We start from the raw sequence: 15,896 nt of genomic DNA on the forward strand, positions 1-15,896 counted from the left end.
ACAGCTTTTTATTTTTTTACGAAAATGCTTGAGAGGCAAGGAAATAAAGAAGTGCGGGATCATTCTGCTTTTCTTTTCCGCGAATCATCATAAAATGCGCTTTGTTTGTTTTCGTAAAACCTGCTTCAACAAGTGATTCATGGAGGCGCTCAGCTGTTTCCTTCTGCATATCTAAACGAATCGCACCAGAATAAGACGAGATGAGCGAACGGATCATAGAGAGAGCTGTAAGTTCATCATTTGCTGTAAGCGGTCCAATCATTAAATTGGCAGGCGTTTCAACGCCAAATGCAAAGCCAGTTGTTTCGTGATGTTCATTCTTTGCAATGATACGCCGTGCTGCCCGGTTCATCCGGTTTTTTAAAAAGCTTGATCGATTTGTACCTGCGCCTTTTTCATCAAGTGCTTCAATGGACGGAAGGTGCGTTTCATCGGCAGGAGACAGGTGAATGTCATCTGACACACGAAGCGCCTCTGGGTTCGGTTTTTGCGCTTTGTAAGTATGAATGTAACCAGCCGTGTGAAACCCGATTTTTTCGTAAACAGGCCGCCCTTGGACAGTAGCGGTTAAAACGACAGGAATGCTTTGGCTTTGATCTAGCAGGGTGTCAATCATTTTCCGTGCAAGACCTAATCCGCGATGTGTCTCAGATACAATGACTGCCCCAATTGACGCCGCTTGATCATATTGGAAAAGTCCTGCACATGAGATGACTTGTCCGTCCGTTGTTGAAAAACCTGTGAAATATCCATTTGTTAAAAGAGATGTGAGTTCTTCCGCATTGTAATCAGGCCAGTCTACCTCTTGAGACAATGCGATGAGATCTGGTATGTCATCAATTGTTAATGCTCGTTGAACAACGTTTGTCATGACACGCAACTCCTTCTTAGCTGAATTCATTTATATGTATCGTACCATAAGAAGCATAGTGTAAAAATTGGTGTTTTCAATCAAAAAAGAACCTCCAATTCCGGAGGTCCTGCATTAATGAACATTAAAATATCGAGCTTCAGGATGAGAAACGACGATCGCTGAAACAGATGCTTCAGGTTCCATCATGAACCCTTCTGTCAGATGGATGCCAATTTTTTCAGGCTGAAGCAGCTTGAACAGCTTTTCTTGGTCTTCAAGATTTGGACAAGCGGGATAACCAAAGGAATAGCGCTGCCCTTGATATTTTGCCTGAAATCGTTTTTCCATTGTGAAATCGACTGGGTCAGGGAAGCCCCATTTGTCACGAATCACTTGGTGGGTTCTTTCGGCTAATCCTTCTGCAAGCTCAAGCGCCAGAGCTTGGACCGCATGCATTTTTAAATAATCTCCTTCTTGCTTAAATTGCTGCGCAACTTCACGTATACGCGCACCAGCTGTGACGGCAAATAAGGCAATATAATCCTTCTCGTTTTCGCCGCTTTTCCGCACATAATCAGAAATAGAGCGGTACGGAAGCTTCTCCTGTCTTGGGAATTGGAACGTTTCAAGGATGCGGTCAGGCGCTGCGGGATCATAAATACGCAGATCATTTCCGTTTGAACTGGCAGGGAAAAATTGATAAACAAATGCAGGCGCAAACCAGTTTTTCTCTCTGCCTTCGTTTAGAAGGTCTGTGACAAGCTGCTTTAATTCCAATGCTTTTTGATGCTGGTTAGCTAACAATGTTTTGACCTTTCCTTTTAATCCAAGGTGGTGACCAATGAGCATTTGTTCATTCACATAAGGCATAATGTGATGCAAATCGATGTCCCGCACATAATGACGTGCCGTATTCTCTGGTGTGAAAATAGGTGCCTGCGGGAGCGCCGCACGTTTTTCTAGTAATTCAATGACAGCTTGTGGCTGCTTTGCTTCTTTCTCTTTAAAAGGAGCCGCTGGCTCTTCTCCGGACATTGTTTGAAACTGAAGAGGATTCGCTTTTAATTCATTGGCTAAAGATAAGCCGTCCATCGCATCTTTTGCATAAAGAACCGGTCCGTCATAATGAGGCGAAATCTTCATTTTCGTAAATTTCCGAGAAAGTGCAGCGCCGCCGACCAAAATGGGAACGGAAATATTCGCTTTTTGTAAATCCTGAGCGGTGAGTACCATTTGCTGAGCTGATTTCACAAGCAATCCTGATAATCCAATCATATCTGGTTTTTCCTTTTGCACAGCTTCGATCAATGTTTGAGGTGTCACCTTGATGCCGAGATCGACCACTTGAAAGCCATTATTGCTCAAAATGATGTCGACAAGGTTTTTCCCGATATCATGGACATCTCCTTTTACAGTTGCAAGTAGAATCTTACCTTTCCCGCTTGCATGCTGCTTTTCCATATATTGCTCGAGATACGATACAGATGCCTTCATGACCTCTGCCGATTGAAGCACTTCCGCCACAATCAGCTCGTTTTGATTAAAAAGACGTCCAACCTCAGCCATTCCCTGCATTAACGGACCATTGATGATATGAAGTGGTGATTCAAATTGCTCTAGAGCAAGGGATAAATCATCGATAAGTCCTTCTTTTGTTCCTTCGACGACGTAGAGTGCCAGCCTTTCATCAAGTGATAAAGAGACCTTTGGTTTTTTCTCCGTTTTCTTTTTGCCTCGGTAAAATTGGGTGAATTCAGCAAGGGTTTGATCATTTGTTTCATAGAGCAGCGTTTCAGCCAGCTTGATTTCTTCCTTTGGAATAGAAGCGAAACGTTCAAGCTTTTCCGTATTCACGATGGCGTAGTCAAGTCCTGCTTGGACGCAGTGATACAAGTAGACGGCATTCAAGATTTCTCTGCCAAGAGGCGGGAGTCCGAAAGACACGTTGCTGATGCCTAAAATCGTCAGGCACTCAGGCAGATTTTCCTTGATCATTTTGATGCCTTTGATCGTTTCTTCGGCAGCGCCAATATACTGCTCATCTCCAGTGCCTACTGGAAAGACAAGTGGATCAAAAATGATGTCACTTGCGGGAATTCCATATTTCTTCGTTAATAGATCATGAGAGCGTACGGCAATCTCGAGCTTTCGTTCTGCTGTTACGGCCATCCCTGTTTCATCGATCGTGCCGACAACAAGTGCACCGCCGTACAGCTTCACAAGAGGGAGAATTTCTTCAAACCGTTCTTCGCCATCCTCAAGGTTAATGGAATTGATGATGGCTTTCCCTTGGGAATACGTGAGCGCCTTTTCAATCACGTGTTTATCTGTTGAATCAATGACAAAAGGGGCTTTGACTTTTTTCATGGCCTCTTGTAAAAAGCCTTCCATGTCAGCTGCCTCGTCACGGTCTGGATCAGCGAGACACACATCAATCACGTGAGCGCCGTTTTTTACCTGTGCGCGAGCAATTTCTGACGCTTCTTCAAATTTTTGTTCCGCAATGAGTCGTTTGAACTTGCGTGAACCAATAACATTGGTCCGTTCTCCTACAAAAAGAGGACGCATTGATTCCTCATACATAAGGGGCTCAATTCCTGATACGGTATGCTGAGACGATTCATGCGCGATGTGACGCGGCTGAATCGTGCGTACTTCATCTGACAAAGCTTGAATATGTGCAGGTGTTGTTCCGCAGCAGCCGCCAACAATATTTAACCAGCCCTCCTTCGCAAAAGCGGCGATTTTTTTAGCAAGAGAAACAGGGGATTCGTGATATTGACCTTCTTCATCTGGAAGACCAGCATTTGGATAGCAGCTAACCGCTGACTTGGCGATGGAGGAGAGCGTGCGGATATGGTCTGTCATAAATTCAGGACCAGTTGCACAGTTAAGGCCGACACTAATTGGTTTCATATGCTCAAGAGAGATATAAAAGGCTTCAATGTCTTGACCAGCTAGGGTAGTGCCCATTGGTTCAATTGTACCTGATACCATGAGTGGTAATTGAATGCCTGCCTGCTGAAAGGCTTCCTGAATGCCTTTGAATCCAGCTTTTACATTCAGCATGTCTTGGCTTGTTTCTAAAAGAAGGGCATCACATTTGCCATCAATCAGGGCGCGGGCCTGCTCTTTGTAGTTGGCGACGAGTTCATCGAAGGTTGTGCCGCCTGTCACAGATAATGTTTTTGTTGTGGGTCCCATTGCGCCTACAACAAATCGAGGCTGCTCCGGCGTGGAGTAACGGTCAGCTTCGTCCTTTGCCAGCTGGGCAGCCCGTACATTGAGTTCATAGGCAAGGTGGCCAAGCCCGTATTCATCAAGGACGAGCTTTGTAGCCCCGAATGTATTTGTTTCAATGAGATCGGCACTTGCTTCAAGGTATTCCCTATGAATCGCGCGGATGATGTGAGGGGCTGTTACATTCAAATACTCGTTACAGCCCTCATACTCTTCTCCGCCAAAGTCTTCTGCTGTGAGATTGGCATTTTGAATCATGGTCCCCATTGCACCATCAAGGACGAGGATGCGTTTCTTTAGCTGTTCAGTGATAGTTGACATGGATGTTTGACTCCTTTTCTTTCTGATGAATGTAGGTGGTCAGTTCTGCTGTTAAATCTGATCGAAGGAAAGGGGTAATTAAATAAATGCCATTAAACAATTCACAGGCTGTATCTAATAAAGAGCGGGCAATCGCTAAGCCTTCTGCTCGCTGCTTTTCCTTATCCTCGCCAGCCTTGGCCATAATGTCACGAATGGAATCAGATAATTTGATGCCTGGAATTTCATGATGAATAAACTCTGCATTTCGGCTGCTTGTTAACGGCATAATGCCAATATAAATCGGTTTATCCAAATGACGGCTCTCCTCATGAATTTTCACAAGCTGTTCCTCAGAATAAACAGGCTGTGAAACAAAATAATCAGCGCCGTATTCGATTTTTTTCTCAAGACGTTTGACCGCTTTATCAATGTGACGAACATTCGGGTTAAACGCGCCAGCTACTGAAAAATTGGTCTTTTTACCAAGCGGCTTCCCTGAGAAAGAAAGACCTTCGTTAAACTGCTTGATCAGCCGGATCAAATCAAAGGAGGTTAAATCGTAAACCGACGTTGCACCTGGGAAATCTCCAATCTTAGATGGATCGCCTGTAATGGCTAAAATATCAGTTAAACCAAGCGTGTCGAGACCCATCAAATGGGATTGAAGCCCAATCAAATTACGATCACGGCACGTAATATGGACAAGTGAACGCATATCAAGCTGCTGTTTCAATAATGCGCCGCAAGCCACATTGCTAATGCGCGGGGTCGCAAGAGAATTATCAGCTAATGTCAAGGCATCAATGCCTGCATTCTTTAATTCATTTGCAGCGACGAGAAATTTTTCGAAGTTCAGCTTCTTCGGCGGATCAAGTTCTACAATAATCGTCCGTTTTTCCGCAGCGAGCTCATCAAGACCTGGTTCAGTCCGCTGATCTTGAATCGAAATGATTTCTTCTTTTAATACTTTCACTTCTTTTTCAGTGATCGGCGCTAAATCCTTGACCGCTTCAGCCATTGCGTGAATATGCTGAGGTGTTGTTCCGCAGCAGCCGCCGATAATACGTGCGCCTTGATTTCTAAACTCAAGTGCACTTTTTCGAAAATAATCGTTATCTGTATCATAGACGAGTCTGCCTTCTTCAAGAGAGGGAAGACTGCTGTTAGGATAGACTGATAAATGGGAATTTTCTAAAATCGGTACGCCTTCGAGTGCCTGAATCATATGATAAGGGCCCAGCCTGCAGTTGATGCCGACGACATCTGCGCCAAGAGAGGACAATTCAGATAAACCATCCTTGAGCGGGGTTCCATCCTGCAAAACACCTTGTTCATGCATGGAGACGTTCATGACAATCGGGAGAGGCGTTTCTTTGCGTGCAATTTGGAGAACGGCCTTCGCTTCTTCCATGTCATAGTACGTTTCTAGCAATAATCCGTCAGGCTGTTCATTTAATAGAATGTACAGCTGCTCTCTAAAGCTTCGTTTAATTTCTTCAATAGAGTAGGCATTTTTGTTAAATGTTCGAATGCCGCCGATCGTTCCGAGTACATAAGCGGAGCCTGCGGCTGCTTTTGCGATTTGTACGGCCTTTGTATTGATGCGCTTTGTTTCTTCCTCTAAGCCGTAGCGGGATAGTTTAATATAATTCGCACCGTACGTATTTGTTTGGATGATGTCAGCACCAGCCTGCACATATGCCTCATGCACGCGCTTTACTTCCTCTTCTTTCGATAAATTTAATTCTTCAAAGCAGCGGTCAATGCCGTAAGAGTATAAAAGTGTTCCCATTGCACCGTCAGCAATCAGTACGCGGTTTTGTAAGTCTTGTAATAGGCCCATTGGTTTCCTCCTTATTTCTATGTAACAAAAAAAGCCTTCTGATAAGAAGAAGACTTTTTGGCTGTATCGTAATTCTTCTCCTTATCTTCCAAGCAGTTGCTTGCTGGATTTAGCACCTTGGTCATAGAAAATATATTTCTACTACACCGGTTGCTGAGGCTTCACAGGGCCAGTCCCTCTGCCTCTCTTGATAAGAAAGTGATATGAACATGTCAATGAATTGAACTTCCATCAACTGTATCGAAAAAATCGAAAATAATCAATGGAAAATTTGAAATTTATCGAAAATTTATAAATTGAACATCAATTGGCAAATCTGCCTTGCGCATAAGAGAAATAACCTCTTGTAAATCATCTTTATTTTTCCCTGTTACACGCACTTGGTCATCTTGAAACTGTGACTTCACTTTGATGACGGATTGCTTAATGAGTGCATTGATCTTTTTGGCGTTGTCTTGATCAATCCCGCTGATCAGCTTCGCGCGCTGGCGTACTGTTCCGCCAAGGGCATGCTCGGTTTTTCCGTAGTCGATGTTTTTAGTTGGAACATCTCGTTTGATCAGCTTTGTCACAAGCACATCTTTTAGCTGCTCCAGCTTGAAGTCATCATCAGAGATGAGAACGAGCTCTTCTTTTTCAAGAGAAATATCACTTTTACTTCCTTTAAAATCATAACGGTTTTTAATTTCTTTCAGCGCTGCTTGAACAGCGTTTTGCACCTCTGGCAGTTCAACCTTCGATACAATGTCAAATGAGCTTTCTTTTGCCATAACACATGACCTCCATGTATAGATATTGCGTCTATTTTATCATGCAAATAGGAGAAGAAGAAACTTTATCGAAGAGACGAGACAAAGAGTTCAGCCGGCAGCAGTATAAATCGTATCCGGTTTGTCCACTTTAGCTAACAGAACTAGAGATGTTCATGCGGGGAGAAGTATAGTAGAATAAAGTGAATCAAAAGATGAACGAACGCTCTTTTATGGGCAGATAGGAAGGAAGAGAACATGAGACCAGGTGAGCAACTGACCTTGCAAATAGAGAACGAGATGGAATACGGCTACTTTTTGACAGATGGTGAAGATTCGGTCCTCTTGCACCGCAGTGAGATGACAGAGGATATTGGTGACCGAGATGAAGTAGAGGTCTACTTATATGTAGATCATGAAGAAAGACTGGCTGCCACGATGAAAATACCTACAATCAATGCGCATACATATGGCTGGGTAGAAGTCGTAGACGTGGTAGAAGACATGGGCGCATTTGTCGATGTCGGGCTGTCAAAGGATGCACTTGTTGCAACAGAACACCTCCCGCCTTTTGAGGAAGCATGGCCAAAAAAAGGAGACAAACTCTACTGCATGCTGAAAGTCACAAGCTACGGCAGAATGTTTGCAAAGCCAGCCACTGAAGATGTGATCAGTGAATTGTTTACTGAGGCACCTGAAACCTTAATGAACAAAGAAATCACTGGAACCATTTATCGCTTAATTGCGACAGGCTCCTTTATGCTGACAGATACAGGCGTGCGAGGGTTTATCCACCGCACGGAACGAAAGGAAGAACCAAGATTAGGATCGACCGTGACAGGACGCGTCATTGCCGTGAAAGAGGATGGAACCGTGAACGTTTCTCTGCTCCCTAGAAAACAGGAAGCGTTATCTGTCGATGCAGAAGAAATCTTAACCTATATGAGAACGAGAAATGGTGCTATGCCTTATGGGGACAAAAGTGATCCAGAAGACATCCGTGAACGATTCCAAATGAGCAAGGCAGCCTTTAAACGAGCATTAGGCCATTTGATGAAAAATGACTTAGTTTACCAAAAAGAGGGCTGGACATACGAGAAAAAATGAGCAGCGTGAAATCCAAACCCTGACTTCAAGGGTTTTCATATCACACTGAAATGAAGACAAAGGGATAAAATCATCATGATTTTATCCCTTTTTTTATATTTGTTATAAATAATGGGTTTTTTCAGTGAAAAAAGTCATGAAAAAAGCTGAAAAACCTTCACTTAATCATTGAAACAACGCCTCTCAAATCCGATAAGAAAGGAGTAAGGATGATAAAAGGAGTGTGTGTGTGGATGAAAGTGAAAATTTCATTGCTTCTGGTGGCAGCCCTGCTTATGGTGCTCGCCGCATGCAGCAATCAGCAAGGTAAACCACCGGCATCAAATGCGAAGCATATTGGCGTTATGCTCACAGATGATGGTCTTGGTGATCAATCATTTAATGATTCATCATTTAAAGGATTAGAAAAAGCACGTGATGACCTTGGGATTGAATTTGATTATAGAGAAATTGCAGAAACCGATACATATGAAAAAGGACTGACCGAGCTTGTAAAAGATGGCAATGACCTCGTCATCGGAGTAGGCTTCAGTATGCAAGAAGATTTAGAAAAAGTCGCAAAGAAATATCCGAAGAAGCAGTTCCTTCTCATCGATGCCGTATCTGAGCTGAAAAATGTGACCTCCGTGACGTTTAAAGAAGAGCAAGGCAGCTATTTAGCGGGCGCACTTGCTGCCATGACAACGAAAAGTGATGTCATTGGATTTGTTGGCGGTGTCGATGCGGATTTGATCCATCGTTTTGAAAAAGGGTTCCAAAAAGGCGCCAAATCAGTAAATCCGAACATCAAGATCTTATCCACCTATGCTAATACGTTTAGTGATGCGGGCAAAGGCAGTAAAATAGCCAAAGGCATGATCAAAAAGAAAGCAGACGTTTTATATGCCGCAGCTGGCTATACAGGTGTCGGTGTATTAAAAGAAGCGCAAGCGCAGGGCAAATATGCCATTGGTGTAGATAGTGATCAGTACTACACCGCTGAAAAAGCGGTAATTTCGTCCATGGTAAAAAAAGTCGATGAAGTGGTCTATCAATTCAGCGAACAGCTCGTCAAGAACAATCAAATCAAAAATGGGCATGTTATCTACGACTTAAGCAATGACGGAATCGATATGGCAAGAATTCGGGTGATGAAGAATGCTGAGACATTGACCAAAAAAGTAAATGAACTGAAGCAGAAACTTCTAAAAGAAGAGGGGGACGCATCATGAGCTTGCGCATCAAAATTTTACTCAACTCACTCGTCTCACTTCTTTTAGCAGTTGGCGTAATCGCCTTTATCATTGTCAGTATGACAAAGATCCAATCATCAAATGAAACAGAAGTTCAAACCTTATTAAACGTTCAAAAAACAAAAGCAAGCTTTGAAAGCGTCGAACAAGCCATGACCAATTATTCAATGACACTTTCTGATGAACAGCTAGAGGTTGTTCAAACCGATATTTCTACAGCAAAAAAACAGCTGCAAACGTTAAACAAACATGCAGGAAATATCAACAAAGATGCATTAACAAGGTTAAATGCAAAATATGACACGTGGACCAAGGAAGCAAATAATGCCATTGGTGAAAAAAACGCATCGGATGCAAGACGGGTCGCTGCAAGAATTGATGGTGTTTTAAACGACGTCCATACAATGAATAAAAGAGCAGAAGAAGCGTATAAACAAAATCAAGAGAATACATCTGATAATGTGCAATGGATCATCACCAGTGCACTCGTTGCAGCCCTTACGCTGATTGTCATTGCTGTCTTTTTAAATATTGGGTTAACAAGATCCATCGTGACCCCTATCAAATCACTATCCTACCGAGCGAAGCAGATCGCAGAAGGCAACCTTGCTGTCGAGCGGATGCACATTCAGCGCAAGGATGAAATCGGCGGCTTGAATGAATCCTTTAATCAAATGACAGATCAGCTGATTAGTCTGATTAAAGAAATCAGCAATGTCTCAAGTCAAGTAGAGACATTCTCGATCCAGTTAGATGATGAAAACAAAAAGCTGATGGAATCTGCAAATCAAGTATCTGTCTCGACAGACGAAATGGCAAATGGGTCACAAGCCATTTCAGAGGATCTCCAGCATGGCGTCAGTTTGATTGAAAAGATGGATCAGCATGGACGTAAAAATTCCGAACGTTCACAAACAGTCATCCAAAGTACTGAGGATGCCATAGAAGCAGTGGAAAGTGGAAAGCACACGTTAACAGAAACAAAAACGGCGATTGAAAAAAATACACATGCCACAAGGCAAATCGAGCAGTCAGCAGGAGAATTCACGCAATACGCCAGCGGCATCTCGGCCATGGCCAAAACTGTTTCTGACATTGCGGATCAGACAAACTTACTTTCGCTAAATGCGGCGATTGAAGCGGCAAGAGCAGGTGAAGCTGGAAAAGGCTTTGCTGTTGTTGCAGATGAAATTCGTAAGCTTGCCGATGAATCATCTAACGCTACAAGACAAATCTTTGATATGGTCAGTCATATTGAAAGAGGCATTCAATCCATTAGTCAAACTGTCAAAGAAGGAGTCAAGCTTTCACTTCAACAGCAGGATGCGATGGACAAAACCTCACACTCCTTTGAAGATATAGAAACAAAAGCGCAGCACATTAAACAAGAAATGGCTGTCTTAAATGACCAAATTGTTCAATCAACAGAGCTTGGCGGACAAGTGCTGAACTCGATTGAAAATATTAGTGCGGTTGTAGAAGAAACAGCAGCTGGCAGCGAAGAAATTTCTGCCTCTGCCAATGAACAGCTGCAATCATTCCATCAAATGAACAAACAGGTAGAAGAACTGATGAGTATGACGGCAAGGTTAAATGAAACCGTCCATCGGTTTAAACTTTCATAAGTCATAAGAAAAGCACCCTTCCCGTGATGTGTCAGGGAAGGGTGCTTTTTATGATGGTTTGCCTGTAAAGAAGATTGCAAGCGTGCCTGGGCCTGAATGGGACCCAACAGCCGCGCCGACAATCTGAATATCAATTTCTTTTGGATGAAATTCGGCTTCAATCAATTGTCTCATGTCTTCTGCAAGTGCAGGATCATCACCATGACTAATGCCCACAGTTTGATTTGGCCAATCCGTTCCACGTTCTTTCATCAGTTCAATAATGCGTTTCAACAGCTTTTTACGTCCGCGGATTTTCTCAAGTGGTATGAGCTTTCCATCCTCGACGTGTAAAATGGGCTTAATGCTTAATAAACCGCCAACAAATGCGGACGCTTTACTGATTCTTCCGCCTCTTGCTAAATACGATAAATCGTCTACAGTAAAAATATGTTGTAAAGATTCGCAAAAATGCTTTACAGACGTTTCAATTTCTTGTATTGTATTTCCGTCAATGGCAAGTGATTGAGCGTGTTTGACTGCAAGCCCATAGCCAAGTGAAGCACATTTAGAATCAATGATTCGCAAATCAAAATCAGGGTATTCTTCCTTCACTTCGTTTGCCATCATCACAGCTGTTTGGTATGTACCGGAAAGCTCTGATGAAAAGGCAACATAGATTGCAGATGTATGGGTTTGTGCGAGAGAAACAAAGGCTTCTTTGATTCGGTTTGGGGAAGCTTGTGACGTCTTTGGGCTGGCACCTTGTCTCATCGCATCAAATACTTGTTTTGGTTCAATGGTGATCAAATCTTCAAATTCCTGCTCGCCAAGTAACACACGCAGCGGAATGAGCGTCATGTTATGTTCATCATAATAAGAAAGAGGCAGATCAGCAGCACTGTCTGCTATGATATGAACAGTCATCAAAATCCCTTCTTTCTAAAAATATCAGCCATATTTTACATCTTTTTAGCCTAACTATATCACAGAAATCATCTTTTCGTGTTCAAATTCTAAATTTTAGGGAAAACCATAGAGAGAATGGTAAGTGGAGGAATGACAATATGTTCATTGGAGAAGCAAAAAAACTCATTGTCGTCGTCATTGGTGCACTGCTCAATGCGATTGGACTGAACTTATTCTTAATCCCAGCTGATGTATACGCGAGCGGGTTTACAGGGGTGGCCCAGCTGTTATCCAGCTTAATGGATCAATATGCGCCATTTTATATATCAACAGGGATCCTATTATTTATTTTAAATATTCCAGTCGGCATTTTAGGCTGGATGAAAGTTGGCCGTTCCTTTACGTTATACAGCATCATCAGTGTTGCACTGACGACCATTTTCCTCGGCATCTTACCGGAAACGAGTGTTTCACAGGATATATTACTAAATGCTGTGTTTGGCGGCGTCATATCTGCACTCGGGATTGGGATCACCCTCAAATACGGGGCATCAACAGGCGGGCTCGACATCCTTGCCATGATCTTAGCGAAGTGGAAGGATAAACCAGTCGGCACATATTTCTTCATTTTAAATGGAATCATCATCTTTACAGCAGGATTATTACAAGGTTGGGAGAAAGCATTATATACCCTTGTCACATTATATGTGACCACAAGGGTCATTGATGCCATCCATACAAGACATGAGAAGCTGACCGCGATGATTGTGACGAAGAAAGCTGATGAAATCAAAGAAGCCATTTATGGAAAAATGGTTAGGGGCATTACGACTGTACCTGCAAAAGGAGCTTTTACCAACGAGCAAAAAGAAATGATGGTGATCGTCATTACAAGGTATGAGCTGTATGAACTTGAACAAATTATTAAAGAAGTCGATCCAAAAGCCTTTACAAATATTGTGCAAACAACCAATATTCTTGGATTTTTCAGACGAGATTAAAAGGTGGGTAGTAAATGAAAAAAGGGTTGGTGCTTCTTCTCGTTTTATTGATTTTAGCCGCTTGTGGACAACAAAAAAAGGATGAACCAGACAAGGAGGTATCCGGTCAAATGGGAGAAAAAACAGTTGTACTCACAGTAGACCCCGTCCAGAAAGGTTCTTCGGTTCAATTTAACATGTCGCTGAAAAATGAATCAGATCGAGATATTGAATTTACTTTTAACACAAGCCAGAAATTCGAGCTCAGTGTGTATGACGAAAACGGAAATGAACAATACCGCTATTCGAAAGACCGTATGTTCACACAGGCCATCCAATCATTTGTGCTGAAGAAAGGCGAAGCCTATGATTTTCAAGATACGTGGTCAAACGGTGTCAAGCCGGGAACGTATGAAGCGGTCGTCACATTTAAAGGAAAAGCAGAAGGGCTGAAGCAAATCACGGAAAAGAAAACGCTCCAAGTGAAATAAGTGCTTCCTGCTTCATGAGAATCAGAAAAAGCTGTCCAATGGTGGACAGCTTTTTTTATGTTAGAGATCATCGAGCAAGTCTTGGAAGGTATGCAGCTGGTTTCTTTCTGCATCTGTCGAATTGGCAAATGCAGAAGATACGGCATTTTTGGCTCGTTTGACCGCCTGTTGACGCTCTAACCCAGATGAAAATGAAGAAGTAAGGGCTTCTTCAGTAAATGATTTGGCTTGATCAAAAAGTTCGTTTCTCACAATGAACCTCCAGAAGCATCAGTCTTCATATTTCCCCTGTCCGCCGCCGCTTCTTCAAGTGTCGAACGATAAGGAAAACGTGCGTCATGCAGACTGACTGAATCTTTACCTTGTTGTATAAAGCGTTTCGATTTGCTTCTTTTACCCATTCGGAATCCGCCCCTTTACACAAGCTGACAGGACAACCTGTCTAACGGTAGTATGCCCGCTTCCTTCGGTTATGTATGAATGGAAAAATTAAAGCGAGAAGTAATTCGTTAGAAACTTTGCAATCCCATCTTGTTCGTTCGTATCAGTGACTTCATTTGAAACACGTTTCACCGCATCGATTCCATTGCCCATTGCCACTCCGCATCCAGCAAATTCAAGCATTTCTAAATCATTGTCTTCATCTCCGAATGCCACAATCCGCTCCTGTGGAACGCCGTAATAATCACTGATCTTTTGCAGTCCAACGGCCTTGTTCATGCCTGTTTTAATGATTTCAATCACGTGCCACGGAGCAGCCCATCGCCGGTGATCAATCACTTCTGCATGAACATCTGATAAATAGCTTCGAATGGCTCCGACATCCTCTTCTTTTGCATGGATTAACACGCTCGTCACATTTTCTCCAAGGTTGTCTCGAAGGTCTCCCACGGTGACTTTATTTGCATTCATATTAAATATATCAATGAGCTTCTCATCATGGTAATGGAAATACAAATCGTCTAACACTTCAGCTAGCACATTGTGCACTTTATACTCCTCACTAATGTCTACAAGCTGTTTAACGACTTGGAGATCAAGTGACGTATGAAATCTGCCCCATTTTTCATCAAGAGGATGATGGACAAACGCTCCATTAAAATTCACAATGGGTGAATCAAGCTGTAATTGCTGATAATAAGGAGAGCTGGAACGAAATGGCCGGCCGGTTGAAATACAGACATGATGCCCGCTGTCTTTCACTTTTTGAATGACGTCAAGCGTGTGTGTAGAGATGGTTTTATCATCTTTTAATAACGTGCCATCCAGGTCAAGTGCGATTAGATAAGGTTTAGTCTCCATAAAATCTCCTTTGATCTGTAAGTGATAGGAGGCAGTTCGTGCGGCGCCTCTATCTATAGTGTATCTTTATCACATCTTTGTTGTCTACATGTTAAAATAAACAAAGACGGGAATGATAAAGGAGGATTCATAGGCTGTGATCACCATTGATGAGCAAACTGAACACGATATTCCATTTTTACATATCGTAAAAGCTGAAAATAAAGACAAACCGCTTCCGCTTGTATTTTTCATACACGGATTTACAAGTGCACGTGAGCACAACTTACACTTCGCCTTTCATTTGGCGGAAAAAGGCATGAGAGTGATCTTGCCTGACTGTGCTTATCATGGTGTAAGATCAGAAAACCTCAGCTTAGAGGAACTGGCATCAAAGTTCTGGGAAATTGTCCTGAACGAAATACGTGAAATCGATATACTCAAAACATACTTTCAAGAAAAACAATTGATTGAAGCCGATCTGATAGGTGTTGCGGGTACTTCCATGGGCGGCATCACCACCTTTGGTGCACTGGCCAAGCATGATTGGATTAAAGCAGCAGTCAGCTTGATGGGCAGTCCGAAATATACGACATTTCTACAAGCACAAATCATGGACATGCGGCACAAAGGGTTGATGAAAGAGATTACAGACGAAGAGGTTCATCAGCAATTAGACGCCCTGCGCCCTTATGATTTAACGCTGCAAACGGATCGATTAAACAAAAGACCACTGTTATTCTGGCATGCAGAAAACGATCCAGTTGTCCCTTACCGGCATGCAAAGGCTCTTTATGACGAGTTAGCAGCAACCCAATATAAAGAAGACCCGCACCTGATTCGTTTTATCACAGACGGACAAGCTGGCCATAAGGTCTCAAGACAAGCAATGTTTGAAACGATTGACTGGTTTGTGACACATCTGAAAAGCACAAACGTTTAGTCAAAGGAAAAAGTACGTTATACTAATGGAAAAGGAGTGGATATCATGGATGAAGCATTGAAAGAAAATATTTTAGGCGCCCTAGAACAGGTGATTGACCCTGAGCTGAATGTCGACATCGTCAACCTTGGACTTGTCTATGATGTCGATCTTGATGAGAATGGAAAAGCGGATATCACGATGACCTTAACATCAATGGGGTGTCCCCTTGCACCAGTTATCGTGGATGAAGTGAAAAAAGCATTAAGTGATCTTCCAGAAGTGAAAGAAACAGAAGTTCACATCGTATGGAATCCGCCTTGGACACGAGACAAAATGTCAAGATACGCAAAAATTGCGCTCGGTATTCAATAAGCAAAAA

The 15,896-nt window shown here is 42.7% G+C and carries 15 protein-coding genes and 1 riboswitch; of the genes, 7 read left to right on the top strand and 8 right to left on the bottom strand.

Going from position 1 to position 15,896, the window contains the following annotated elements; all coding sequences use genetic code 11:
• Positions 1–16: 16 nt before the first annotated feature.
• The 4 genes from C6Y06_RS06355 to C6Y06_RS06370 all read right to left on the bottom strand — a co-directional run bounded on the left by C6Y06_RS06355 (position 17) and on the right by C6Y06_RS06370 (position 7,009).
• The gene (locus C6Y06_RS06355; RefSeq protein ID WP_034663385.1) at positions 17–871 is read right to left on the bottom strand and encodes a GNAT family N-acetyltransferase; all 855 of its coding nucleotides are present in this window, start codon (positions 869–871) and stop codon (positions 17–19) included.
• A 114-nt stretch (positions 872–985) separates the two neighbouring features.
• The gene (gene metH, locus C6Y06_RS06360; protein WP_106036685.1) at positions 986–4,414 is read right to left on the bottom strand and encodes a methionine synthase; all 3,429 of its coding nucleotides are present in this window, start codon (positions 4,412–4,414) and stop codon (positions 986–988) included.
• Positions 4,398–6,239: a bifunctional homocysteine S-methyltransferase/methylenetetrahydrofolate reductase gene (locus C6Y06_RS06365; protein WP_034663380.1), complete on the bottom strand. Its 1,842-nt coding sequence runs from the start codon at positions 6,237–6,239 to the stop codon at positions 4,398–4,400. The genes metH and C6Y06_RS06365 overlap by 17 nt, the downstream gene beginning before the upstream one ends.
• A 78-nt stretch (positions 6,240–6,317) precedes the next feature.
• Positions 6,318–6,436, bottom strand: a riboswitch (SAM riboswitch).
• Between the two features lie 81 nt (positions 6,437–6,517).
• Positions 6,518–7,009 (bottom strand): YajQ family cyclic di-GMP-binding protein, encoded by a 492-nt coding sequence (locus C6Y06_RS06370; RefSeq protein WP_106036686.1) that lies wholly within the window; start codon positions 7,007–7,009, stop codon positions 6,518–6,520.
• Positions 7,010–7,246: 237 nt separating this feature from the next.
• On the opposite strand from C6Y06_RS06370, the gene C6Y06_RS06375 reads away from it, so the two are divergent.
• From C6Y06_RS06375 to C6Y06_RS06385, 3 genes are all read left to right on the top strand, one after another.
• Positions 7,247–8,095, top strand: coding sequence for a CvfB family protein (locus C6Y06_RS06375; RefSeq protein WP_034663374.1), 849 nt, complete (start codon positions 7,247–7,249; stop codon positions 8,093–8,095).
• Between the two features lie 233 nt (positions 8,096–8,328).
• Positions 8,329–9,306, top strand: a complete 978-nt coding sequence (locus C6Y06_RS06380) for a BMP family lipoprotein (RefSeq protein ID WP_095285005.1) — start codon at positions 8,329–8,331, stop codon at positions 9,304–9,306.
• On the top strand, positions 9,303–10,952 hold the full coding sequence (locus C6Y06_RS06385; protein WP_095285006.1) for a methyl-accepting chemotaxis protein: 1,650 nt from the start codon (positions 9,303–9,305) through the stop codon (positions 10,950–10,952). Before C6Y06_RS06380 ends, C6Y06_RS06385 begins: the two co-directional genes overlap by 4 nt.
• A 48-nt stretch (positions 10,953–11,000) precedes the next feature.
• Here the strand turns inward: C6Y06_RS06385 and C6Y06_RS06390 are convergent, their stop codons facing one another.
• The gene (locus tag C6Y06_RS06390) at positions 11,001–11,858 is read right to left on the bottom strand and encodes a DegV family protein (protein ID WP_106031492.1); all 858 of its coding nucleotides are present in this window, start codon (positions 11,856–11,858) and stop codon (positions 11,001–11,003) included.
• Positions 11,859–11,998: 140 nt separating this feature from the next.
• Here C6Y06_RS06390 and C6Y06_RS06395 point away from each other — a divergent pair, with 140 nt between their 5' ends.
• Both C6Y06_RS06395 and C6Y06_RS06400 read left to right on the top strand, forming a co-directional pair.
• Positions 11,999–12,841, top strand: coding sequence for a YitT family protein (locus C6Y06_RS06395; protein ID WP_034663360.1), 843 nt, complete (start codon positions 11,999–12,001; stop codon positions 12,839–12,841).
• A gap of 14 nt (positions 12,842–12,855) precedes the next feature.
• On the top strand, positions 12,856–13,311 hold the full coding sequence (locus C6Y06_RS06400) for a BsuPI-related putative proteinase inhibitor (RefSeq protein WP_106036687.1): 456 nt from the start codon (positions 12,856–12,858) through the stop codon (positions 13,309–13,311).
• A 60-nt stretch (positions 13,312–13,371) separates the two neighbouring features.
• Here the strand turns inward: C6Y06_RS06400 and C6Y06_RS06405 are convergent, their stop codons facing one another.
• The 3 genes from C6Y06_RS06405 to C6Y06_RS06415 form a co-directional block, all read right to left on the bottom strand.
• A complete protein-coding gene (locus C6Y06_RS06405; RefSeq protein ID WP_024425070.1) occupies positions 13,372–13,563 on the bottom strand; it encodes a DUF3813 domain-containing protein in 192 nt (63 codons plus the stop codon).
• Complete coding sequence (locus C6Y06_RS06410) at positions 13,560–13,712, bottom strand: hypothetical protein (RefSeq protein ID WP_034663354.1); 153 nt, start codon at positions 13,710–13,712, stop codon at positions 13,560–13,562. Before C6Y06_RS06410 ends, C6Y06_RS06405 begins: the two co-directional genes overlap by 4 nt.
• 88 nt (positions 13,713–13,800) lie before the next feature.
• A complete protein-coding gene (locus tag C6Y06_RS06415; RefSeq protein WP_012009535.1) occupies positions 13,801–14,613 on the bottom strand; it encodes a Cof-type HAD-IIB family hydrolase in 813 nt (270 codons plus the stop codon).
• A gap of 136 nt (positions 14,614–14,749) precedes the next feature.
• Between C6Y06_RS06415 and C6Y06_RS06420 the strand changes: the two genes are divergently transcribed.
• Both C6Y06_RS06420 and C6Y06_RS06425 read left to right on the top strand, forming a co-directional pair.
• Positions 14,750–15,535 (top strand): alpha/beta fold hydrolase, encoded by a 786-nt coding sequence (locus C6Y06_RS06420; protein WP_060595985.1) that lies wholly within the window; start codon positions 14,750–14,752, stop codon positions 15,533–15,535.
• Between the two features lie 45 nt (positions 15,536–15,580).
• Positions 15,581–15,889, top strand: coding sequence for a metal-sulfur cluster assembly factor (locus tag C6Y06_RS06425; protein ID WP_003211530.1), 309 nt, complete (start codon positions 15,581–15,583; stop codon positions 15,887–15,889).
• Positions 15,890–15,896 lie beyond the last annotated feature (7 nt).

Source organism: Bacillus sp. MZGC1, from assembly GCF_002998605.1.
In the GTDB taxonomy this organism is placed as follows: domain Bacteria; phylum Bacillota; class Bacilli; order Bacillales; family Bacillaceae; genus Bacillus.

Coding starts and splice junctions, on each gene's coding strand:
- C6Y06_RS06355 (WP_034663385.1), bottom strand. CDS start 871: ATGACAAACGTTGTTCAACGAGCATTAACAATTGATGACATACCAGAT.
- C6Y06_RS06380 (WP_095285005.1), top strand. CDS start 8,329: ATGAAAGTGAAAATTTCATTGCTTCTGGTGGCAGCCCTGCTTATGGTG.
- C6Y06_RS06385 (WP_095285006.1), top strand. CDS start 9,303: ATGAGCTTGCGCATCAAAATTTTACTCAACTCACTCGTCTCACTTCTT.
- C6Y06_RS06375 (WP_034663374.1), top strand. CDS start 7,247: ATGAGACCAGGTGAGCAACTGACCTTGCAAATAGAGAACGAGATGGAA.
- C6Y06_RS06400 (WP_106036687.1), top strand. CDS start 12,856: ATGAAAAAAGGGTTGGTGCTTCTTCTCGTTTTATTGATTTTAGCCGCT.
- C6Y06_RS06395 (WP_034663360.1), top strand. CDS start 11,999: ATGTTCATTGGAGAAGCAAAAAAACTCATTGTCGTCGTCATTGGTGCA.
- C6Y06_RS06425 (WP_003211530.1), top strand. CDS start 15,581: ATGGATGAAGCATTGAAAGAAAATATTTTAGGCGCCCTAGAACAGGTG.
- C6Y06_RS06390 (WP_106031492.1), bottom strand. CDS start 11,858: ATGACTGTTCATATCATAGCAGACAGTGCTGCTGATCTGCCTCTTTCT.
- C6Y06_RS06370 (WP_106036686.1), bottom strand. CDS start 7,009: ATGGCAAAAGAAAGCTCATTTGACATTGTATCGAAGGTTGAACTGCCA.
- C6Y06_RS06365 (WP_034663380.1), bottom strand. CDS start 6,239: ATGGGCCTATTACAAGACTTACAAAACCGCGTACTGATTGCTGACGGT.
- C6Y06_RS06415 (WP_012009535.1), bottom strand. CDS start 14,613: ATGGAGACTAAACCTTATCTAATCGCACTTGACCTGGATGGCACGTTA.
- C6Y06_RS06410 (WP_034663354.1), bottom strand. CDS start 13,712: ATGGGTAAAAGAAGCAAATCGAAACGCTTTATACAACAAGGTAAAGAT.
- metH (WP_106036685.1), bottom strand. CDS start 4,414: ATGTCAACTATCACTGAACAGCTAAAGAAACGCATCCTCGTCCTTGAT.